We start from the raw sequence: 22,487 nt of genomic DNA on the forward strand, positions 1-22,487 counted from the left end.
ACCACTCCGGGGTCATTTAACAGATACCTGGGCGATGGTCCTAGAATTACCCTCTACACTTGGCTGGGTTGACGGCGGTGTGGGCTCTCGGCATGCCGAGAGCCCACACCGGAATCCCGTCCATCTGAATAGCTTTTGTTCTCCTGAGGGAGTGTCCCACGGCATCGCTGCAGGTGTGGATGGCAGCCCGGATGAGGGGAGTTCGGCGAACTGCCTGCCGGGGAGGGGACGGGTGGGCCATCCTCGTGGCCATGACCTCCGAGCAGTCGCCGTCCGCAGGCGGGCCCCGCCCGTCCCGCGGCCTGGTCCTCACCGTCGCCGCCGTGCTGGTCGTCCTGCTCGCGGTGGTGGCCACCGCGGTGCTGTGGCCGGACGACAAGAAGCCGGCCGCCGCGCCGCCGCCGCCCACGCCGACTCCCACGGCCACCCAGACACCGACACCCACCCCTACGCCCACGCCGCAGCCGCCGTACGCGTTCTTCCCGGTCGGCGCCTGCTTCGACCACCCGCAGCTGAGCCCGGTGATCACCAAGCCCGAGGAACGCCCCTGCGCCGGCGACCACGACGGCGAGGTGATCGCCGACCTCAAGCTCGCGGACGGCATCACCGGCGACATTCCGCTCGCGCTCGCCATGCGGGACGGCTGCAAGGAGGCCGAAGCCGCCGCCAAGGCCCGGCAGGGCGACGGGAAAACCTACTACGGCCGCCAGTTCGGCCCGGCGACCGCCAACTACCAGCAGGGCTGGCGCGACTACACCTGCACCCTGACCGCGAGCAACAAGCAGGGCGGCCCCAAGCTCACCGGGCAGTTGCACCCGTAACGGCCCCGTTGCCGGCGGCGCTCCGGCGCGGGGAGCGCCGCCCCGCAGGGCAGCCGGGGCGGGCTGACACAATGGTGCTCATGTCCACCACACCCGCCGCCCCCGGCAGCACCGCCCTCGCACCCGAGATCGCCGCGCGGCTCAAGCGCTCCGAGGACGGGCTGGTCCCGGCCATCGCCCAGCAGTACGACACCGGCGAGGTGCTGATGCTCGGCTGGATGGACGACGAGGCGCTGCACCGCACCCTCACCACGGGCCGCTGCACCTACTGGAGCCGCAGCCGCCGCGAGTACTGGGTGAAGGGCGACACCTCGGGCCACGTCCAGGCGGTCAAGTCGGTGGCCCTGGACTGCGACGGCGACACCCTGCTGGTGAAGGTCGACCAGACCGGTGCGGCCTGCCACACCGGCGACCGCACCTGCTTCGACGCCGACGTGCTCCCGCTGTCCTGACCCCACCCCGTCCACAACTCCAGAAGGTGCCGCCCGTCATGGATCTCGAAGCCTTCCGCAAGCTCGCCGTCGACACCCGGGTCATCCCGGTCACCCGCAGGCTCCTCGCGGACGGCCTCACCCCGATCGGCCTCTACCGCAGCCTCGCCGAGGAACGCCCCGGCACCTTCCTGCTGGAGTCCGCCGAGCAGGGCCGCAGCTGGTCGCGCTACTCCTTCGTGGGGGTGCGCAGCGCCGCCGCGCTCACCGTCGGCCCGGACGGCGGGGCGCGCTGGCTCGGCAGCCCGCCGGTCGGCATCCCCACCGCCGGCGACCCGCTGGAGGTGCTGCGCGCCACCCTGCAGGCCCTGCACACCCCGCGCCGGCCGGACGACGGCCTGCCGCCGCTCACCGGCGGCCTGGTCGGCTATCTCGGCTACGACATCGTCCGCCGGCTGGAGAAGCTGCCCGACCTCAACCCGGACGACCTGGGCCTGCCCGAGCTGACCATGCTGCTCGCCACCGACCTCGCGGTGCTCGACCACGTCGACGGCACGGTGCTGCTGATCGCCAACGCCGTCAACCACAACGACCTGGCCAGCGGCGTGGACGAGGCCTGGGCGGACGCGGTGGCCCGGCTGGACGCGATGGAGGCCGAGCTGTTCAAGCCGGTCGACCCGGGCCTGGCCACCTTCACCCCGGCCGGCCCCGGCGAGGTGCACTCGCCGTTCGGCGGCGAGCCGTACCGGGCCGCGGTGGAGGAGATCAAGGAGCGGATCCGGGCCGGCGAGGCCTTCCAGGTGGTGCCCTCGCAGCGCTTCGAGGCACCCTGCCCGGCCTCCGCGCTGGACGTCTACCGCGTGCTGCGCACCACCAACCCCAGCCCGTACATGTACCTGTTCCGCTTCCCCGGCCCGGACGGCGGGACCGAGGGCGGCTTCGACGTGGTCGGCTCCAGCCCGGAGGCGCTGGTCAAGGTCAGCGACGGCGAGGCGATGCTGCACCCGATCGCCGGCACCCGGCACCGCGGCGCCACCCCGCACGAGGACGCGGAGCTGGCCGCCGAACTGCTCGCCGACCCCAAGGAGCGGGCCGAGCACCTGATGCTGGTGGACCTGGGCCGCAACGACCTCGGCCGGGTCTGCGAGCCGGGCAGCGTCGAGGTGGTCGACTTCATGCACATCGAGCGCTACAGCCACGTGATGCACATCGTCTCGACGGTGACCGGCAAGGTCGCCCCGGGGCGCACCGCCTTCGACGTGCTGACCGCCTGCTTCCCGGCCGGCACCCTCTCCGGCGCGCCCAAGCCCCGGGCGATGCGGATCATCGAGGAGCTGGAGCCCACCCGCCGCGGCCTGTACGGCGGCTGCGTCGGCTACCTGGACTTCGCCGGGGACTCGGACACCGCGATCGCGATCCGCACCGCCGTGCTGCGCGGCGGCACCGCGTACGTGCAGGCCGGCGCGGGCGTGGTCGCCGACTCCGACCCGTACGGCGAGGACACCGAGTGCCGGAACAAGGCGGCCGCCGTGCTGCGCGCCGTCGCCACCGCCAATACGCTGCGGAGGCCGGAACTGTCCTGAGGTGCGAGGAGGCGGCCGGGATGCCCGAGGTGCCGTACGACGAGCTGCGCTGGGCGGTCGTGCTCGGCGCCGCCGGACAGCTCGGCGAGCAGCCGGCGGGCCACGGCCGGGTGCTCTCCGGGGTGGCGGTCGACTTCCCGGGGGCACCCGGCGCACCCGCTCCCGCACCCGCACCCGCTCCGGGGTCGGGTTCCGCTCCCGCTCCCGGGTCGGGTTCCGTACCCGAACCCGGCACGGTGCTCGCCCCGGACCTGGCCGTGCTCGCCCGGGACGCGGTGCGGGGCGGTCGTGGCCGGTTCGCCGCGGCCGGGGTCGAGGCGGTGCTGGAGGTGGCCCGGCCCGGCCTGGCGGAGGCGGCGAGGGCGTACGCGCGCAGCGGCGTGCCGCTGTACGTGGTGGTCGATCCGGTGGCGGCGGTCTGCACCGTGCACACCGCGCCGTCCCCCGAGGGCATGTACCGGGAGGCGGAGCGGGTGCCGTTCGGCAACGACCTGTTCCTGCCGCTCGGCGGCCGGACGGTGGTGCTGCGGACGGACGACTTCCCCACGCCGTCCGCGACGCCGTGACCCACCCCGGTCCCGCCCCGGTCCCGCCCCGTGACCCGCTCCGTTCCCCACCCCGGGTACGGACCGGGGCGTCGGCCGGGGGATAGTGGACGGGTGACTGAGCAGACCCCCGCCCCCGCCAAGCCCGGCCGCCGCACCCTCGGCGTGATGCTGCTGCTGACCGTGCTGAGCGCCGTGCTGGTGCTGACCGCGGTCGGGCGGACCTGGGCCGAGGGCCGGGCCGGCACCCTGGACGTGTCCGTCAGCGGCGGAAAGATCTCCGAACTGCCCGGCGGGCTGGCCCTGGTGGGCCTCGCCGCGGCCGTCGCGGTGTTCGCGGTGCGCGGCGTCGGACGGCTGGCGGTCGGCGCGCTGACGCTGCTGGCCGGGCTGGGCGTGGCCGCCGCCTCGGTGGCCGGTGCGGGCGACACCGCCGCGCTGGACACCGAGGCCGCCCGCAAGCTGGCCCTGACCGGCTCGGCGGCCACCGAGGTCTCGCACACCGCCTGGCCCTGGGTCGCGCTGGTGGGCGGGCTGCTGCTCGTCCTGGCCGGACTGCTCACCCTGCGCTACGGCCGGGGCTGGCCCGCGATGGGCAGCCGCTACGAGGCGCCGACCCGCAAGGCCCCGGCGAAGACCGACACGCCGGGGGACCTGTGGAAGGCCCTGGACCGGGGCGAGGACCCGACCGCGGTGTGAGCTGCGCGCATGTGACGCGATAGACCCGCCACCCGCTTTGGGCCACCGGTGTGTGGCCCGGCACAATGGAACCCGTCAACCCGCCGGCGGCCCCGCAGGCCCGGCCGGGCCCCGAGAGCCAAGGAGCACCACTCAGATGGCAGCAGCAGCACACGGCCACACCCCCGCCGCCTGGACCGGCGTCGTCATCTCCTTCGTCGGCTTCGGCATTGCGGGCGTCGCGATGATCCTGCCGTCGGTGCTGCTCGTCTGGGTCGGCCTGGCGGTCGTCCTGGCCGGCGGCGTGGTCGGCAAGGCCATGTCCATCGCGGGCATGGGCCAGCAGGCCAGCACCAACGTCTACAAGTCGGCCGAGGAGCAGGTCGCGGCCCGCGAGGCCCGCGCCGCCGTCGCCGCCTGACGACGGGTTCGTCGCACCACACGTTTGTCGTACATCGGAACGGCGGGCGCGCCACGCCCGCCGTTTCGTCGTGTCCGGGCCCGACCCGGGCAGAATCGGGGCGTGACCTCCGCCCCCACCGCTTCCGCCCCGCCGCCCGTGCTGCGCCGGCTGAGCCCGCCGCTGACCGCGCTGGCGGCGGTGGCCGTCCCCACCGCCTACGTCGCCGTGGTGGACCCGAACACCCCCGGGCACTACCCCGACTGCCCGTTCCTGACCGCCACCGGCTGGTGGTGCCCCGGCTGCGGGGGGCTGCGCTGCGTCCACGCGCTGACCCACGGGGACCTCACCGGCGCCCTGCACGACAACGCCGTCGCCGTCCTGCTGTTCGGGGTTCTGGCGGTGCTCTGGCTGCGCTGGGGCTGGGCCGCGCTGACCGGCGGGCCGCCGCCCAGGACCACCGTCGGGGCCCGGCGATGGGTGCTGATCGCGCTGCTGGTGCTGGTGTTCACCGTGGTGCGGAACTCGCCGGTCGGCGCCGGGCTGGCACCGCCGCTGGTGTGATCGAGCCCGTCGGGCCGTTCTGCCGGGCCGGGCCGTGAACCGCCCGTTCCGGGCCGTGAACCGCCGTTCCCGGCCGTCAACCGCCGTCAACCGCCGTTCCCGGCCATCGGCCCCCGCTTCCCGGCCACCGGTCGGTTCCGGCCGGAAGAGCGTCCTGAACCGGTGCGAAGTCCGTCCGAAAACCGGTGTGGGGCCGGTGAAGCCGCAGCTGGGGACCGCCGTTGCGGGTGTCCGGTCCGCAAGACGTGGTTCGAACCGATGCGCCCCCCGCCCCCGGGTGCCGATACCATCGAAGTGCCGGTGGGCCGTCGCCCGCCGACTCGCGCCGACCAACTGGCAGAAAAGATGGGGGCTCCTGAGTGAGTGTGCTCGACTCGATCATCGAAGGGGTCCGCGAGGACCTCGCCGAGCGACAGGCCCGGGTCTCCCTGGACGAGCTCAAGGAGCTCGCCGCCAGGGCACCGGAGGCCAAGGACGGCGTCGCCGCCCTCAGGGGCGACGGGGTCCGGGTGATCTGCGAGGTGAAGCGCTCCAGCCCGTCCAAGGGCGCCCTGGCCTCGATCGCCGATCCGGCCGCCCTGGCGGTCGACTACGCGGCCGGCGGTGCCGCCGCGATCAGCGTGCTGACCGAGCAGCGCCGCTTCGGCGGGTCGCTGGCCGACCTGGACGCCGTCCGCGCCGCGGTGGAGACCCCGCTGCTGCGCAAGGACTTCATCGTCACCGCCTACCAGCTGTGGGAGGCCCGTGCGCACGGCGCCGACCTCGCGCTGCTGATCGTCGCGGCCCTCGACCAGCCGGCCCTGGTGTCGCTGATCGAGCGCGCCGAGTCGATCGGCCTCACCCCGCTGGTCGAGGTGCACGACGAGGAGGAGATCAAGCGCGCGGTGGACGCCGGCGCCCGGATCATCGGCGTCAACGCCCGCAACCTCAAGACGCTCGAAGTGGACCGCAACACCTTCGAGAACGTCGCCCACGCCATCCCGGACGGTATCGTCAAGATCGCCGAGTCCGGCGTGCGCGGCCCGCTGGACGTGATCAACTACGCCAACCTCGGCGCCGACGCGGTACTCGTCGGCGAAACCCTGGTGACCGGCAAGGACCCGCGGGCCGCGGTCGCCGACCTGGTCGCCGCCGGGGCCCACCCCGCCGTCCGGCACAAGGACTGACACCCATCCCATGAAGATCGCCGCCCGACTCGCCCCCGGTTGCCGCCCGCGCGGCTGCCGCGCACCCGCACGCCGGGTGCTGGGGCGTCGGGTGCGGTACGTCATCGGGTGCGAGCCCGGGCAGGTGCCGGGGCGGCGATGGCGCGTGACGTCCGGCTGAATCCGGTCCGGCCGACCTCCGGCCGGGAAGACGTCATCGTCGTCCATCTCCGTTCAAGGGAAACCACCATGTCCGAAAAGGACTACCTGCCCGGCGCCCAGGTGCCGGACGCGCGCGGCTACTTCGGCGCGTACGGCGGCCGCTTCATCCCCGAGGCGCTGGTCGCCGCGGTCGAGCAGGTCGCCGAGGAGTACGAGAAGGCCAAGGCCGACCCGGCCTTCGCCGCCGAGCTCGACGCGCTGCTCAAGGACTACACCGGGCGCCCGAGCCCGCTGACCGACGTGCACCGCTTCTCCGCCGAGGCGGGCGGCGCGCGCGTCCTGCTCAAGCGCGAGGACCTCAACCACACCGGCTCGCACAAGATCAACAATGTGCTGGGCCAGGCGCTGCTCACCAGGCGGATGGGCAAGACCCGGATCATCGCCGAGACCGGTGCCGGCCAGCACGGCGTGGCCACCGCGACCGCCTGCGCCCTGTTCGGCTTCGACTGCACCATCTACATGGGCGAGGTCGACACCGAGCGCCAGGCGCTCAACGTCGCCCGGATGCGGATGCTCGGCGCCGAGGTGGTGGCCGTCAAGTCCGGCAGCCGCACGCTCAAGGACGCCATCAACGAGGCGTTCCGGGACTGGGTCGCCAACGTCGACTCCACCCACTACCTGTTCGGCACCGTCGCCGGGCCGCACCCGTTCCCGATGATGGTCCGGGACTTCCACCGGATCATCGGCGTCGAGGCGCGGCAGCAGGTGCTCGACCGGACCGGCCGGCTGCCGGACGCGGTCGTGGCCTGCGTCGGCGGCGGCTCCAACGCGATGGGGATCTTCCACGAGTTCATCCCGGACGCCGGGGTGCGCCTGATCGGCTGCGAGGCGGCGGGCGAGGGTGCCGAGACGCCCCGGCACGCGGCCACCCTCACCAAGGGCGACCCGGGGGTGCTGCACGGCTCCCGTACGTACGTCCTCCAGGACGAGGACGGGCAGACCGTCGAGTCGCACTCGATCTCGGCGGGGCTGGACTACCCGGGGGTCGGGCCGGAGCACGCCTGGCTGAAGGACACCGGGCGGGCGGAGTACCGGCCGGTCACGGACGACGCCGCGATGCAGGCGCTGCGGCTGCTGTCCCGCACCGAGGGGATCATCCCGGCCATCGAGAGCGCCCACGCGCTCGCCGGGGCGCTGGAGCTGGGGCGCGAGCTCGGGCCGGACGCGACCATCCTGGTCTCGCTGTCGGGGCGCGGGGACAAGGACATGCACACCGCGGCCGAGTACTTCGGCCTGTACGACGAGCAGGCCGGCGGCGCGGGCGACGGCGCCGCCGAGGGGGGTAAGTGATCATGACTTCCAAGCTGAGCGCCGGCAAGCTGAGCGGTGTCCTGGCGGCGGCCAGGGCCGAGGACCGGGCCGCGCTGATCGGGTACCTGCCAGCCGGGTTCCCGACCGTGGACGGCGGCATCCGGGCGGTCAACGCGCTCATCGAGGGCGGCTGCGACGTGGTCGAGGTCGGGCTGCCGCACTCCGACCCGGTGCTGGACGGCGCGGTCATCCAGACCGCCGACGACATCGCGCTGCGGGGCGGCGTGCGGATCAAGGACGTGCTGCGGACCGTCCAGGAGGTCGCCTCGGCGCACCCCGAGGCCGCGGTGCTCGTGATGACGTACTGGAACCCGGTCGACCGCTACGGCGTGGCGCGGTTCGCGGCGGACCTGGCGGCCGCCGGCGGCGCCGGGTGCATCCTGCCGGACCTGCCGGTGGAGGAGTCCGAGGAGTGGCGCAAGGCGGCGGACGAGCACGGGCTGGACACCGTGTTCGTGGTCGCCCCCAGCAGCAAGGACGCGCGGCTGGCGGAGGTCACGGCGGCCGGGAGCGGGTTCGTGTACGCGGCCGCGGTGATGGGCGTGACCGGGACGCGGTCGGCCGTCGGGTCGATGGCCGAGGACCTGGTCGCCCGGACCCGGGCGACGACGGACCTGCCGGTCTGCGTCGGGCTCGGGGTGTCGGACGCGGTGCAGGCGGCCGAGGTCGCCCGGTTCGCGGACGGCGTGATCGTCGGGTCGGCGTTCGTGAAGCGGATCCTGGCCGCGGGCGAGGACGAGGCGGCGGCGCTGGACGCGGTGCGGGCCCTCGCCGGAGAGCTGCGGCAGGGCGTCCGCAGGAGCTGACGCGGTAGGAACATCCGGCCGACGGCCCTCCACTCCTCGGGGAGTGGAGGGCCGTCGGCTTTTCGCGGGGCGTGGGCACGGGCGCGCGGCTCCACCCCGCGCTCCGACCGGGCTGCGGACCCGAACGGGTGAACAAGGGGTGGGGACACGCATCAGCCGGGGTTGACGGACGTTGAGTGGAGGGAGGAGTGCACGAACGGTTGCGGTGACGAGCGGAAAGGGGTGAGCCGGTGCGGGGTCTCCAGCGGGCCGTTCTGCTGCGGGCGGCGGCAGCCGTGCTGGCGCTCGGCGCCGCGGTCGGGGTGCACGTGGAAGTGGGGCACGCGCTGGCCAGGCGCGGGGCCGAGCGCGCGGAGCGGGAGGCGGTGGCGTGCGCGGAGGCGGCCCGGCATCCCGATCTGTTCGAAGCGGGGTGGCCGGCGGGGTGCCGCTGACGCGCAGGCGTTCGGTCCATTCGGACAGAACGTCACCCATCCGGCTTCATTCCTGAATGCGGAGGAACCCCCCTTCATTCCTTGCGGTTCATCAGGGAGTGAACGAGTTTCCCGAGGGGGGTTCCCTGATGACCGCGCAGCCCGGTGGCTCCGCGCCCACGCCGCGGGCGCCGAGACCGGTGCCGGCCTGGAGCGAGTGGCTCGGCACGGTCGTGCGGCTCGGCCTCGCGGTGGTCTGGGGATGGGCCGGCCTGGCGAAGGTCTCCGACCCGGCGGAGGCCGCCCAGGCCGTCCGGGCCTACGAGATCCTGCCCGAGGGCCTGGTCAAGCCGATCGGCTACGGCCTGCCGTTCCTGGAGCTGGCCCTGGCCGTGCTGCTGGTGGTGGGCCTCGGCGTCCGGCTGGTGGCCGGGGTCTCCGCGGTGCTGCTGCTGGTCTTCATCGCCGGGATCGCCTCCGCCTGGGCGCGCGGCATCTCGATCGACTGCGGCTGCTTCGGCGGCGGCGGGCACGTCGACGAGTCCCGGACCGAGTACCTCCAGGAGATCCTGCGCGACACCGGGTTCCTGCTGCTGGCCGGGTGGCTGCTGTGGCGGCCCCGCACCCGGCTGTCGGTGGACGCCTGGCTGGCGAACTGACCCCCCGCACCCCCGCACCGGCGAGCTGACCCCCACACCCCTGCACCCGACGAAGGCCCCCGACCGTGGATGTCAAGGCAATGAGCGAGAAGAACCGAGAAGGCAAGCGCACCGCCCGCGAGCGGATGCTGGAACAGCGGGCGGCCGAGGAGGTCTCCTCCCGGCGCAAGAAGAAGCTGATCGTGGGCGGTTCCGTGCTCGCGGTGATCGCCGCCGCGGTGATCGTCGGCGTCGTGGTGCAGAACCAGCGCTCCAAGCCGGAGACGCCGACCGCCGTCCCGGCCGGGACGATCGGCGACAAGAACCTGGTCATCCCGGTCGGCGCGGGCAACGCGCCCTCCGTCCTCACGGTCTACGAGGACCCGCGCTGCCCCGCCTGCGGCACCTTCGAGCGCGAGTTCTCGTCCACCATCGACCAGCTGGAGGACGCCGGGAAGATCTACACGAACTACCACATCGTGTCGTTCATCGACCGGGCCGTGGGGGGCAAGGGCTCCAAGACCGCCGCCAACGCCCTGGGCTGCGCCCAGGACGCCGGGCACTTCCGGGACTTCCACGACGTGCTGTACCGCAACCAGCCGGACGAGACCAACGACGCCTTCGGCGACAAGGCCGTGCTGCTCAGCCTGGCCAAGCAGGTCAACGGCCTGGACACGCCCGAGTTCCAGTCCTGCGTCAACGACAACAAGTTCGGCGGGTGGGTGTCCGCGGTGCAGCAGGACTTCGACAAGTCCAGCTTCAAGTCCACCCCGACGGTGCTGCTCAACGGCCAGCCGATCTACCCGAAGAACGGCAGCGAGGAGATCACCCCGGCCAACCTGGTGGCCTGGGTGGACGCCGCGAACCAGGGCAAGCAGCCGGGTACGGCGGGTTCGCACGGGCAGACCCCGGCGCCGACCAGCACCGCTTCGGAGGCCAACAACCCGTCGCCGGCGGCCGGCTGAGCCCGCTCCGCCGCGCCGCTCCCTCCCCGTCCGGAGGGGGCGGCGCCGCCCGTTGTTCGGCTTCTGTGACCACAAGGGGCCCCGAACGGGCCGTCGGACCCTGTAGCGTCGGAACTGCCATGGATATCGCCTACATTCCCAGCCCGTCGCGGGGCGTCCTGTACCTGGGACCGATCCCGCTGCGCGCCTACGCCTTCTGCATCATCCTCGGTGTCGTCGTTGCCGTCTGGCTCGGCAGCAAGCGCTGGGTCGCCCGGGGCGGTGCCAAGCACACCGTCGGCGACATCGCCGTGTGGGCCGTGCCGTTCGGCCTGGTCGGCGGCCGCCTCTACCACGTGATCACCGACGGTGGCCGGCTGTACTTCGCCGAGGGGAAGAACCCCTGGGACGCCCTCAAGATCTGGGAGGGCGGCCTCGGCATCTGGGGCGCCGTCGCGCTGGGCGCGGTCGGCGCCTGGATCGGTGCCCGCCGCCGGGGCGTGCCGCTGCCCGCGTACGCCGACGCCATCGCACCGGGCATCGCGCTCGCGCAGGCGCTGGGCCGCTGGGGCAACTACTTCAACCAGGAGCTGTACGGCCGGTCGACCACCCTGCCGTGGGGCCTGGAGATCGACAAGACGCTGGCCAACGGCGAGGTCGTGAAGGGCGTCTACCACCCGACCTTCCTGTACGAGTCGCTGTGGTGCGTCGGCGTCGCGGTGCTGGTGATCTGGGCGGACCGCCGGTTCACGCTGGGCCACGGCCGGGCGTTCGCGCTGTACGTGGCCGCGTACACGGTGGGCCGGTTCTGGACCGAGTGGCTGCGGATCGACGAGGCGCACGTCTACTTCGGCCTGCGGCTGAACGACTGGGTGTCCATCGGGGTGTTCGTCGCCGCGGTGGCGTACTTCGTGATCGTGGGCAGGACGCGGCCCGGGCGGGAGGACCCGGCGAGCATCGATCCGGCCGCGCACCTGGAGGCGGAGGACGCCGGGTCCGGCGAGAAGAGCGGCACGAGCGAGAAGAGCGGGAAGAAGGCCGAGGAGAAGGCCGACGGGAAGGCCCCGGAGAAGGCCGACGGGAAGCCGGTGCTGCGCGAGCCGGCCGGGCCCGTGGCTGGCGGGGCGGCCGCCGAGACGGTCGGCGAGGACGTCAAGAACCCCATCTGACCTGGGGCTTCCCCCGGCCGAGGCCACCCTTCGCGAGGTTTGCGAAGGGTGGCCTCAGTGGTGTTCGGACAGCCTTACTTTGCTGGAAATGCCCAGGTCAGGCGGGCTACGTTCAGGGCTGACGAACCACGACGGAGGGGAACGACGATGAGCACGATCACCATGGAGGCCGACGCCGGACACCAGCCCCGGATACCCGCGGCCGACCACCACCGGGACGTCAACGGGGGCTGGCTGCGGCCGGCCGTGTTCGGCGCGGTGGACGGGCTGGTGTCCAACTTCGCGCTGATGACCGGCGTGGTCGGCGGCGCGGCGTCCAACGGGACGGTGATCCTGACCGGGCTGGCGGGCCTGGCGGCCGGCGCCTGCTCGATGGCGGCGGGGGAGTACACCTCGGTGGCCTCGCAGCGGGAGCTGGTGCAGGCCGAGATCGAGGTCGAGCGGCTGGAGCTGAGCCGCAATCCGCACGGGGAGCTGGCCGAGCTGGCCCAGCTGTACGTGTCGCGCGGGGTGGACCCGGAGCTGGCGCACGAGGTGGCCCGGCAGCTGTCCGCCGACCCGGAGCTGGCCCTGGAGGTGCACGCCCGCGAGGAGCTGGGCGTCGACCCGACCGACCTGCCCTCGCCGCTGGTGGCGGCCGGCTCGTCGTTCCTGTGCTTCGCGCTCGGCGCGCTGCTGCCGCTGCTGCCGTACCTGCTGGGGGCGACCGCGCTGCTGCCCGCGATGCTGCTGGCCGGGGCCGGGCTGTTCCTGTGCGGCGCGGTGGTGGCCCGGGTGACGGCGCGCAGCTGGTGGTTCAGCGGGCTGCGGCAGCTGGTGCTGGGCGGTGCGGCGGCCGGGGTGACCTACCTGCTCGGGTGGCTGATCGGCGGCCATGTGGGCTGACCGGAGTCGTGCATGACTATGCTGAGCAGTGCGTGACGTTTCACACATGGGCGCCCGGCGACGCCTGGCACTGTCTCACCATTCGGGCCCCCGAGCCGCGGATTCGCATCCGCGGACGGGCTCCCGGGATGGAATCGCAGGCGCCCATGATCGGCTTCTGTGGCGATCCGGTTTCGCCCCTGTTTCGGGCGGTGGACGGTTGGGCACAATCGTCAGGACGTGCACTGTGGCGCGTCCTCCCCCACGCCCCCTGACCTGCGTGTCGTCCCGCCATGTGGACGGGATATTCCGCTTCTCGGGATCATGGGCATCATGTAACTTGCACGACACCGCACCATCGCATCAGGGCCAACGTCGTCCCTACTTGCACCAACTTGCCGAAAGACGACGACGGGAGAGCCGATGCTGTCTGCATCCATGCACTCCGCCAACGAGCCCCAGGCCGGCGCCGCCCGCCAGCCGTACGCGCTCGTGCCGGATGCGCGACCTGCTGCTCAGGGCCTGTACGACCCGCGGAACGAGCACGACGCCTGTGGCGTCGGTTTCGTCGCCACGCTGACCGGCATCGCCGACCACACCATCGTCGAGCAGGCGCTGAACGTCCTGCGCAACCTGGAGCACCGCGGCGCCACCGGCGCCGACCCCGACTCCGGCGACGGCGCGGGCATCCTGACCCAGATCCCCGACGCCTTCCTGCGCGGGAAGGTCTCCTTCGAGCTCCCGGCGGCCGGCTCCTACGCCGTCGGCATCGCCTTCCTGCCGGAGGACGACGAGAAGGACGCCGCGGCCGTCGCCCGGATCGAGGGCATCGCCGCCGAGGAGGGCCTGACCGTCCTCGGCTGGCGCGACGTCCCGGTCACCCCCGACCTGCTCGGCGCCGCCGCCCGCAGCGCGATGCCGCGCTTCCGGCAGGTCTTCCTGGCAGGCGCCGACCGGGCCGGCATCGAGCTGGACCGGATCGCCTTCGTGGTCCGCAAGCGCGCCGAGCGCGAGGCCGGGGTGTACTTCCCGTCGCTGTCCGCGCGCACCATCGTCTACAAGGGCATGCTGACCACCGGCCAGCTGGAGCCCTTCTTCCCCGACCTGTCGGACCGCAGCTACGCGTCCGCGATCGGCCTGGTGCACTCGCGGTTCTCCACCAACACCTTCCCGAGCTGGCCGCTCGCCCACCCGTACCGCTTCGTCGCCCACAACGGCGAGATCAACACGGTCAAGGGCAACCGCAACTGGATGCACGCCCGGGAATCGCAGCTCGCCACCGACCTCATCCCCGCCAACAGCAACGGGCAGGGCCTGGAGCGGATCTTCCCGATCTGCACCCCGGACCACTCCGACTCGGCCTCCTTCGACGAGGTCCTGGAGCTGCTCCACCTCGGCGGCCGCTCGCTGCCGCACTCGGTGCTGATGATGATCCCGGAGGCGTGGGAGAACCACGCCACCATGAGCCCCGCCCGCCGCGCCTTCTACCAGTACCACTCCAACCTGATGGAGCCCTGGGACGGCCCGGCCTGCGTCACCTTCACCGACGGCAACCAGATCGGCGCCGTGCTCGACCGCAACGGCCTGCGCCCGGCCCGGTACTGGATCACCGAGGACGGCCTGGTCGTCCTCTCCTCCGAGGTCGGCGTGCTCGACATCGACCAGGAGAAGGTCACCAGGAAGGGCCGCCTCCAGCCCGGCCGGATGTTCCTGGTGGACACCGCAGAGGGCCGGATCGTCCCGGACGAGGAGGTCAAGTCCGCCCTCGCCGCCGAGCACCCCTACGAGGAGTGGGTCGACGGCGGGCAGATCCAGCTCGCCAAGCTGCCCGAGCGCGAGCACATCGCCCACACCCACGCCTCCGTCACCCGCCGCCAGCAGACCTTCGGCTACACCGAGGAGGAGCTGCGGGTCGTCCTCGCGCCGATGGCCCGCACCGGCGCCGAGGCGCTCGGCTCGATGGGCACCGACTCGCCGATCGCCGCACTGAGCGAGAAGCCCCGGCTGCTGTTCGACTACTTCGTGCAGCTCTTCGCGCAGGTCACCAACCCGCCGCTGGACGCCATCCGCGAGGAGCTCGTCACCTCGCTGCTGTCCAACCTCGGCCCCGAGGGCAACCTGCTGGCCGCCGAGGCCGCCGCCTGCCGCTCGGTCGGCATCACCTTCCCGGTGATCGACAACGACGAGCTGGCCAAGCTCGTCCACATCAACGCCGACGGCGACCAGCCCGGCCTCAAGGCCGTCACGCTCTCCGGCCTCTACAAGGTCGCCACCGGCGGCCAGGGCCTGGCCTCCCGGCTCGCCGAGATCGCCGCCGAGGCCGACGCGGCGATCGCCGACGGCGCCCGGATCATCGTGCTCTCCGACCGGCACTCCGACGCCGAGCACGCGCCGATCCCCTCGCTGCTGCTCACCTCGGCCGTCCACCACCACCTGATCCGCACCAAGCAGCGCACCCGGGTGTCGCTGCTGGTCGAGGCGGGCGACGTCCGCGAGGTGCACCACGTCGCGCTGCTGATCGGCTACGGCGCCGGGGCGGTCAACCCGTACCTGGCGATGGAGTCGGTCGAGGACCTGGTCGCCCAGGGCGTGTTCATCGCGGGCGTCGAGCCCGAGAAGGCCATCCGGAACCTGATCAAGGCGCTCGGCAAGGGCGTGCTCAAGGTCATGTCCAAGATGGGCATCTCGACCGTGGCCTCCTACCGCGGCGCCCAGGTCTTCGAGGCCATCGGCCTCTCCCACGACCTGGTCGACGGCTACTTCGCCGGCACCACCACCAAGCTCGGCGGCATCGGCCTGGAGGAGATCGCCCGCGAGACGGCCGCCCGGCACGCCAAGGCGTACCCGGCCTCCGGCATCCCGGCCGCGCACCGCGCCCTGGAGATCGGCGGCGAGTACCAGTGGCGCCGCGAGGGCGAGCCGCACCTGTTCGACCCGGACACCGTCTTCCGGCTCCAGCACGCCACCCGCAACCGCCGCTACGACATCTTCAAGCAGTACACGGACCGGGTGAACGAGCAGTCCGAGCGGCTCATGACGCTGCGCGGCCTGTTCCAGCTGGACGGCCTCGGCCGGGAGCCGATCCCGGTCGAGGAGGTCGAGCCGGTCTCCGAGATCGTCAAGCGCTTCTCCACCGGCGCCATGTCGTACGGCTCGATCTCGCGCGAGGCGCACGAGACCCTGGCCATCGCGATGAACCGCCTCGGCGGCAAGTCCAACACCGGCGAGGGCGGCGAGGACCCGGACCGGCTGTACGACCCGGAGCGCCGCTCGGCGATCAAGCAGGTCGCCTCCGGCCGGTTCGGCGTCACCTCCGAGTACCTGGTCAACGCCGACGACATCCAGATCAAGATGGCCCAGGGCGCCAAGCCCGGCGAGGGCGGCCAGCTGCCCGGCCACAAGGTGTACCCCTGGGTCGCCAGGACCCGGCACTCCACCCCGGGCGTCGGCTTGATCTCGCCGCCGCCGCACCACGACATCTACTCGATCGAGGACCTGGCACAGCTGATCCACGACCTCAAGAACGCCAACCCGGCGGCCCGCATCCACGTGAAGCTGGTCTCCGAGGTCGGCGTCGGGACGGTCGCCGCGGGCGTGTCCAAGGCGCACGCGGACGTCGTGCTGGTGTCCGGGCACGACGGCGGGACGGGCGCCTCGCCGCTCACCTCGCTGAAGCACGCCGGCGGGCCCTGGGAGCTCGGACTCGCCGAGACCCAGCAGACGCTGCTGCTCAACGGGCTGCGCGAGCGCATCGTCGTCCAGACCGACGGCCAGCTGAAGACCGGCCGCGACGTGGTGATCGCCGCGCTGCTCGGCGCCGAGGAGTTCGGCTTCGCGACCGCCCCGCTGGTGGTCTCCGGCTGCATCATGATGCGCGTCTGCCACCTGGACACCTGCCCGGTCGGCGTCGCCACCCAGAACCCGGTGCTGCGCGAGCGGTTCTCCGGCAAGCCCGAATTCGTGGTCAACTTCTTCGAGTTCATCGCCGAGGAGGTCCGGGAGATCCTGGCCTCGCTGGGCCTGCGCTCGATCGAGGAGGCCGTCGGCCACGCCGAGCACATCGACGCCCGGGCCGCGATCGACCACTGGAAGGCCGCCGGGCTGGACCTCGCCCCGCTGTTCCACGTGCCCGCGCTGCCCGAAGGGGCCGCCCGGCACCGCACCACCACCCAGGACCACGCGCTCGACAAGGCCCTGGACAACCAGCTGATCACGCTCGCCGAGGACGCGCTGGAGCGCGGCGACGCCGTCCGCATCCAGCTGCCGATCCGCAACGTCAACCGCACCGTCGGCACCATGCTCGGCCACGAGGTGACCAAGCGGTACCGCGGCGAGGGCCTGCCGGAGGGGACCATCGACGTCACCTTCACCGGCTCCGCCGGGCAGTCCTTCGGCGCGTTCCTGCCGCGCGGCGTGACCCTGCGCCTGGAGGGCGACGCCAACGACTACGTCGGCAAGGGCCTCTCGGGCGGCGTCGTCGTCGTCCGCCCGGCCCGCGAGGCGGCGGCCATCGGCAACGACGCCCAGAACCACGTCATCGCCGGCAACACCATCGGCTACGGCGCCACCTCGGGCCGCGTCCACCTGCGCGGCAAGGCCGGCGAGCGCTTCGCCGTCCGCAACTCCGGGGCCACCCTGGTGGTCGAGGGCGTGGGCGACCACGGCCTGGAGTACATGACCGGCGGCCGGGTCGTCGTCCTCGGCGAGACCGGACGCAACCTCGCGGCGGGCATGTCCGGCGGCATCGCGTACGTCCTGGACCTGCGCCCCGCCAACGTCAACGACGGCATGGTGGGCATCGAGGCCCCCACCGCCGCCGACCGCGACTGGCTGCGCGACACCGTGCAGCAGCACTACGAGGAGACCGGCTCCACCGTCGCCGCCGAACTCCTGGCGGACTGGGGCAGCGGGGTCTCCCGCTTCTCCAAGATCATGCCGACCGACTACAAGGCAGTGCTCGCCGCCAAGGACGCCGCTGAGCGCGATGGCCTCTCCGAGGCCGAGACCACCGCGAAGATGATGGAGGCGGCTAATGGCTGACCCCAAGGGCTTCCTGACCACGCCCAAGCAGCTGGCCGAGCGCCGCCCGGTCGACGTCCGCCTCAAGGACTGGAACGAGGTCTACGTCGAGCGCAGCCTCCTGCCGATCATCACCAAGCAGGCCGGCCGCTGCATGGACTGCGGCATCCCGTTCTGCCACAACGGCTGCCCGCTCGGGAACCTCATCCCCGAGTGGAACGACCTGGCCTACCGGGACGACTTCGTCGGCGCGATCGAGCGGCTGCACGCCACCAACAACTTCCCGGAGTTCACCGGCCGGCTCTGCCCGGCTCCGTGCGAGTCCGCGTGCGTCCTCGGCATCAACCAGGACGCGGTGACCATCAAGAACGTCGAGGTCACCATCATCGACAAGGCCTGGGACCGGGGCGGGGTCACCCCGCAGGTGCCCGAGCGGCTCTCCGGCAAGACCGTCGCCGTGGTGGGCTCCGGCCCGGCCGGCCTCGCCGCCGCCCAGCAGCTCACCCGGGCCGGGCACACCGTCGTGGTGTACGAGCGGGCCGACCGGATCGGCGGACTGCTGCGCTACGGCATCCCCGAGTTCAAGATGGAGAAGCGCCACATCAACCGCCGCATCGAGCAGATGCGGGCGGAGGGCACCCGGTTCCGCACCGGCGTGCACGTCGGCGAGGACATCACCGGCCAGCAGCTGCGCGAGCGCTTCGACGCCGTGGTCGTCGCGGCCGGCGCCACCACCGCCCGCGACCTGCCGGTGCCCGGGCGCGAGCTCAAGGGCATCCACCAGGCCATGGAGTACCTGCCGCTCGCCAACAAGGTGCAGGAGGGCGACTTCGTCGAGTCCCCGATCAGCGCCAAGGGCAAGCACGTGGTCGTGATCGGCGGCGGCGACACCGGCGCGGACTGCGTCGGCACCGCCCACCGGCAGGGGGCGGCCTCCGTCACCCAGCTGGAGATCATGCCGCGGCCCGGCGAGGAGCGGCCCGGGCACCAGCCGTGGCCGACCATGCCGATGACCTACAAGGTCACCTCCGCGCACGAGGAGGGCGGCGAGCGGATCTACTCCGTCAACACCACCCGCTTCACCGGCGACGAGGACGGCAACGTCCAGGAACTGCACCTCGTCGAGGTGGAGTTCAAGGACGGCCGGTTCGAGCCGGTGCCCGGCACCGAGCGGGCCGTCCCGGCACAGCTGGTCACCCTGGCCATGGGCTTCACCGGGACGGACGTGCGGAACGGGCTGGTCGAGCAGCTGGGAGCGGACCTCGACGCGCGCGGTAACATTGCCCGCGATGGCCGGTTCGCCACCAATGTCGATGGCGTGTACGTCTGCGGAGACGCCGGCCGTGGCCAGTCGCTGATCGTCTGGGCCATCGCGGAAGGCCGTTCGGCCGCCGCCGCGGTGGACAGGTACCTGGGCGGCAAGACCCCGCTTCCCGCCCCGATCCGGCCCACGGACCGCCCCCTGGTGGTCTGACGGACGGACGGTCCGACCGGCCTCCACCGAACGCCCGGCGCCGCATCGCCGGGAGCTCAACCCGCTGCCCCCGCCAGCGTCGCCGGGCCAACGCGGTCTCCTGGCGCCTGCCCTCTTCCCCGACCAGTTGGAGGGCGGGCGCCGTCGCGTTCCCCGACGGCCGTCCGGCGCCGGGAGCAGCAGCTCGGGGCCCGGAACTCCGGGCCGGGGACGACCCGGACACCGCCCGGGCTGCGGCGACTCCCGGACAAACGTCCGGAGCCGTGATCCGTCCGGCGGGATCCCGCACAGTGGGCTGTTGTTCGTCGGTGCCAAGTGGCAGACTGCGGCCGACGGCCGGGGGGCTGGGCGAGTGCGGAGGACGACTTCGATGGGCACGACTCAGGCAGGCGGGGGCGCCACCGTACGGCGTCTGCTGCTCGGCACCCAGCTGCGCAAGCTCCGCGAGGCCAGAGGCGTCAGTCGGGAGGAGGCCGGGTACTCGATCCGCGCCTCCGAGTCCAAGATCAGCCGGATGGAGCTCGGCCGGGTCGGCTTCAAGGAACGCGACGTGGCCGACCTGCTGACCCTGTACGGGGTCGAGGCCGATCAGGAGCGGGCCACCGTCCTCGGACTGCTGCGCGACGCCAACGTCAGCTCCTGGTGGCACGAGTACGGGGACGTGCTGCCCGGCTGGTTCCAGAACTACCTGGGGCTGGAGGAGGCCGCGGCCGAGATCCGCAGCTACGAGGTCCAGTTCGTCCACGGGCTGCTCCAGACCGCCGACTACGCCCGGGCCGTGGTCACCGCGGGCGGCCACGTCCACGGGCCGGAGGAGATCGAGCGCAGGGTCGACGTACGGCTCAAGCGGCAGGCGGTGCTGACCGCCGAGCGGGCGCCGCAGCTGGTCGCCGTACTGGACGAGGCCGCGCTGCGCCGGCCCTGGGGCGGGCCGGAGCTGATGCGCGGCCAGCTGGACCGGCTGCTGGAGCTCGGCGAGCTGCCCAACGTCCGGCTCCAGGTGCTGCCGCTGGGCAACGCCGGGCTGAGCGCGGAGAGCGGCGCCTTCACCGTCCTGGGCTTCGCCGAGGCCGAGTTGGCGGACGTGGTGTACCTGGAGCAGTTCACCACCGCGCTCTACCTCGACAAGCCGGCGGAGGTGGCCGAGTACCGGCACGCGATGGACGACCTGGTCGCGGACAGCCTGAGCCCGGAACCGACCCGGAACCTGCTGTACGCGATGCGCCAGGAGTTGTAATACGTCAGTACGATGACTTCCCATCAGGTCGGTGCATGAGAGGGAACAGATGTCGTACTTCTCCGAGTTGGCGCTGCAGTACATCGACGGCGAGTGGTGCAGCGGCAGCGGCTCCTGGGACATCGTCGACGTCGACCCCTACACCGGCGACAAGCTCGCCACCATCACCGTCGCCACCGGCGCCGAGGTCGACCGGGCCTACCGCGCCGCCGAGCGCGCCCAGAAGGCATGGGCCGCCGCCAACCCGTACCAGCGGCGGCTGGTCTTCGAGCGCGCGCTGCGGCTGCTGGAGGAGCGCGAGCCGGAGATCGTCCCGGCGATCATGGCGGAACTCGGCGGCACCGCGCTGAAGGCGGGCTTCGAGCTGTCGCTCGTCAAGGACGTGCTGCGGGAGTGCCTGCACCTGTCGGTGGCCTCCGAGGGCCGGCTGCTGGCCTCGCCCGCCCCGGGCCGGGAGAACCGGCTCTACCGGCTGCCGGTCGGCGTCGTCGGCGTGATCAGCCCCTTCAACTTCCCGCTGTTCCTGGCGCTCAAGGCCGTCGCCCCGGCCCTCGCGCTCGGCAACGGCGTCGTCCTCAAGCCGCACCAGGAGACCCCGGTCGTCGGCGGCGGACTGATCGCCAAGCTCTTCGAGGACGCGGGGCTGCCGCCCGGCCTGCTGAACGTGGTGATCACCGACATCGCCGAGATCGGCGACAGCTTCCTGGAGCACCCGGTGCCCAAGGTGATCTCCTTCACCGGCTCCGACAAGATCGGCCGGCACGTCGCCACCGTCGCCGCCGCGCACTTCAAGCGGACGGTCCTGGAGCTCGGCGGCAACAGCGCGCTGATCGTGCTCGACGACGCCGACGTGGACCACGCCGTGGACGCCGCGGTGTTCAGCCGCTTCGTCCACCAGGGACAGGTCTGCATGGCCGCCAACCGGGTGCTGGTGGACCGCCGCGTCGAGGCCGAGTTCACCGAGAAGTTCGTCGCCAAGGTCGCCTCGCTCACCGTCGGCGACCCGAGGGATCCGGCCACCCACATCGGCCCGCTGATCAACCCCGTCCAGGCCGGCGCCCTCGACGCCCAGGTCGACCAGGCGCTCGCGGCCGGCGCCACCGCGCTGCTGCGCGGCACCACGGTCGGCAGCCTGATGGCGCCGACCGTGCTCACCGGCCTCGCCGAGGACGCGCCGATCCTGCGGAACGAACTCTTCGGCCCGGTCGTGCTGCTGGTGCCCTTCGACGGCGAGGACGAGGCCGTGCGGCTCGCCAACAACACGCCGTTCGGACTCAGCGGCGCGGTGCACACCGCGAACGTCGAGCGCGGCGTGAAGCTCGCCCAGCGGATCGAGACCGGCATGATCCACGTCAACGGCGGCACCATCGCCGACGAGCCGGGCGTGCCCTTCGGCGGCGAGAAGAACTCCGGCGTCGGCCGCCTCAACGGCGAGTCCACGGTGGACGCCTTCACCACGCTGAAGTGGATCTCCGTCCAGCACGAGCGCGCGGTCTTCCCGTTCTGACCGGGGGTTCCCGAAGACACGGAGGGCCTCCCGGCGGAAGCCGCCGGGAGGCCCGTGGTCTCAGGCGGGGTAGCGGAGCAGGGTGTCGGTGGCGAGTTCGAAGCCGAAGGGGGCCGGCAGCGGCACACGGTCACCGAACTTGCCGTTCCACCGCTGGTGGTAGCCGCTGCCTGAGGGCTCGGAGTAGAGCGTCAGGTCGCCCTCGCGCGGATCGATCACCAGGTACAGCGGGATGGCCATCAGCGGGTAGTCGCGGACCTTGCCGACCAGGTCGTTCTCCGGGTTCGACGGGGAGACGATCTCCACGGCGATGGCCGCCTGCTCGGCGGGGACCTGGTTGCCGGCCTCCTCCAGTGCTGAGAGGGGGATGTAGGTCAGGTCGGGGTTGCGCAGCTTGCCGACGTTCGGGGAGGCGAGGTCGGTGTTCTCGCTCGGCATCAGGTCGGCGGGTTCGTGGGCCTCGAACTGCCTGCGGATGAGCAGCAGGTTGCGCTGGTGGATCACCGAGGGGCCGGCCATCACGATGATCTCGTCGCCGGAGATCTCGATCTTCCACCCGTTGGGAGGCGTCAGACTCTGCGCGTAGGCCAGCAGCCGGGCGTGGCGGTCTGGGATCCGGGACTCGCTCATGGCGCCATTCTTCCACCGGGCAGGGCGGGGGGGCGGGGGCGGGGGGGGGGGGGGCGCGACGCGGGGGGGGGGGGGTTTTAAAAAAA

Annotated in this window: 21 protein-coding genes; 20 read left to right on the plus strand and 1 reads right to left on the minus strand. The window is 72.5% G+C overall.

Translation table 11 applies throughout. The features are described 5' to 3' along the window. Positions 1-251 precede the first annotated feature (251 nt). From ACFVHV_RS29010 to ACFVHV_RS29105, 20 genes are all read left to right on the plus strand, one after another. The gene (locus ACFVHV_RS29010; protein ID WP_359910215.1) at positions 252-821 is read left to right on the plus strand and encodes a hypothetical protein; all 570 of its coding nucleotides are present in this window, start codon (positions 252-254) and stop codon (positions 819-821) included. An 80-nt stretch (positions 822-901) separates the two neighbouring features. Continuing rightward, positions 902-1,273, plus strand: a complete 372-nt coding sequence (gene hisI, locus ACFVHV_RS29015; RefSeq protein WP_359910212.1) for a phosphoribosyl-AMP cyclohydrolase — start codon at positions 902-904, stop codon at positions 1,271-1,273. Between the two features lie 38 nt (positions 1,274-1,311). Then, positions 1,312-2,835 (plus strand): anthranilate synthase component I, encoded by a 1,524-nt coding sequence (locus ACFVHV_RS29020; protein WP_359910209.1) that lies wholly within the window; start codon positions 1,312-1,314, stop codon positions 2,833-2,835. 20 nt (positions 2,836-2,855) lie between these two features. Continuing rightward, positions 2,856-3,401, plus strand: coding sequence for a Uma2 family endonuclease (locus ACFVHV_RS29025; protein WP_380354809.1), 546 nt, complete (start codon positions 2,856-2,858; stop codon positions 3,399-3,401). 93 nt (positions 3,402-3,494) lie between these two features. Further along, positions 3,495-4,079, plus strand: a complete 585-nt coding sequence (locus ACFVHV_RS29030) for a TIGR02234 family membrane protein (RefSeq protein WP_380354812.1) — start codon at positions 3,495-3,497, stop codon at positions 4,077-4,079. A 136-nt stretch (positions 4,080-4,215) separates the two neighbouring features. Beyond that, entirely contained in the window at positions 4,216-4,479 is a 264-nt protein-coding gene (locus ACFVHV_RS29035) for an HGxxPAAW family protein (protein WP_359910200.1), read from the plus strand. Between the two features lie 102 nt (positions 4,480-4,581). Further along, entirely contained in the window at positions 4,582-5,022 is a 441-nt protein-coding gene (locus ACFVHV_RS29040; protein ID WP_359910197.1) for a DUF2752 domain-containing protein, read from the plus strand. Between the two features lie 359 nt (positions 5,023-5,381). Continuing rightward, entirely contained in the window at positions 5,382-6,188 is an 807-nt protein-coding gene (gene trpC / locus ACFVHV_RS29045; protein WP_359910194.1) for an indole-3-glycerol phosphate synthase TrpC, read from the plus strand. A 10-nt stretch (positions 6,189-6,198) separates the two neighbouring features. Then, a complete protein-coding gene (gene trpM / locus ACFVHV_RS29050; protein WP_188296911.1) occupies positions 6,199-6,348 on the plus strand; it encodes a tryptophan biosynthesis modulator TrpM in 150 nt (49 codons plus the stop codon). A 68-nt stretch (positions 6,349-6,416) separates the two neighbouring features. Continuing rightward, positions 6,417-7,679: a tryptophan synthase subunit beta gene (gene trpB, locus ACFVHV_RS29055; protein ID WP_359910191.1), complete on the plus strand. Its 1,263-nt coding sequence runs from the start codon at positions 6,417-6,419 to the stop codon at positions 7,677-7,679. A 2-nt stretch (positions 7,680-7,681) separates the two neighbouring features. After that, positions 7,682-8,506 (plus strand): tryptophan synthase subunit alpha, encoded by an 825-nt coding sequence (trpA, locus tag ACFVHV_RS29060; protein WP_359910188.1) that lies wholly within the window; start codon positions 7,682-7,684, stop codon positions 8,504-8,506. A gap of 230 nt (positions 8,507-8,736) precedes the next feature. Beyond that, entirely contained in the window at positions 8,737-8,940 is a 204-nt protein-coding gene (locus ACFVHV_RS29065) for a hypothetical protein (protein WP_359910185.1), read from the plus strand. 128 nt (positions 8,941-9,068) lie between these two features. Further along, positions 9,069-9,578 (plus strand): MauE/DoxX family redox-associated membrane protein, encoded by a 510-nt coding sequence (locus ACFVHV_RS29070; protein WP_359910182.1) that lies wholly within the window; start codon positions 9,069-9,071, stop codon positions 9,576-9,578. 80 nt (positions 9,579-9,658) lie between these two features. Beyond that, a complete protein-coding gene (locus tag ACFVHV_RS29075; RefSeq protein ID WP_359910179.1) occupies positions 9,659-10,522 on the plus strand; it encodes a thioredoxin domain-containing protein in 864 nt (287 codons plus the stop codon). Between the two features lie 119 nt (positions 10,523-10,641). Beyond that, a complete protein-coding gene (gene lgt, locus ACFVHV_RS29080; RefSeq protein ID WP_359910176.1) occupies positions 10,642-11,670 on the plus strand; it encodes a prolipoprotein diacylglyceryl transferase in 1,029 nt (342 codons plus the stop codon). A gap of 162 nt (positions 11,671-11,832) precedes the next feature. Continuing rightward, entirely contained in the window at positions 11,833-12,555 is a 723-nt protein-coding gene (locus tag ACFVHV_RS29085; RefSeq protein WP_359910245.1) for a VIT1/CCC1 transporter family protein, read from the plus strand. Between the two features lie 417 nt (positions 12,556-12,972). Further along, entirely contained in the window at positions 12,973-17,574 is a 4,602-nt protein-coding gene (gene gltB, locus ACFVHV_RS29090; RefSeq protein WP_359910242.1) for a glutamate synthase large subunit, read from the plus strand. Further along, positions 17,567-19,027, plus strand: a complete 1,461-nt coding sequence (locus ACFVHV_RS29095; RefSeq protein ID WP_359910173.1) for a glutamate synthase subunit beta — start codon at positions 17,567-17,569, stop codon at positions 19,025-19,027. The genes gltB and ACFVHV_RS29095 overlap by 8 nt, the downstream gene beginning before the upstream one ends. Positions 19,028-19,397: 370 nt before the next feature. Beyond that, entirely contained in the window at positions 19,398-20,264 is an 867-nt protein-coding gene (locus ACFVHV_RS29100; RefSeq protein WP_359910170.1) for a helix-turn-helix transcriptional regulator, read from the plus strand. 49 nt (positions 20,265-20,313) lie between these two features. After that, positions 20,314-21,771, plus strand: coding sequence for an aldehyde dehydrogenase family protein (locus tag ACFVHV_RS29105; protein ID WP_359910239.1), 1,458 nt, complete (start codon positions 20,314-20,316; stop codon positions 21,769-21,771). A gap of 60 nt (positions 21,772-21,831) precedes the next feature. Here ACFVHV_RS29105 and ACFVHV_RS29110 read toward each other — a convergent pair whose 3' ends face one another. Continuing rightward, positions 21,832-22,401: a Uma2 family endonuclease gene (locus ACFVHV_RS29110; RefSeq protein WP_380354819.1), complete on the minus strand. Its 570-nt coding sequence runs from the start codon at positions 22,399-22,401 to the stop codon at positions 21,832-21,834. Positions 22,402-22,487 lie beyond the last annotated feature (86 nt).

Source organism: Kitasatospora sp. NPDC127116 (assembly GCF_042677365.1).
In the GTDB taxonomy this organism is placed as follows: domain Bacteria; phylum Actinomycetota; class Actinomycetes; order Streptomycetales; family Streptomycetaceae; genus Kitasatospora; species Kitasatospora lactacystinica.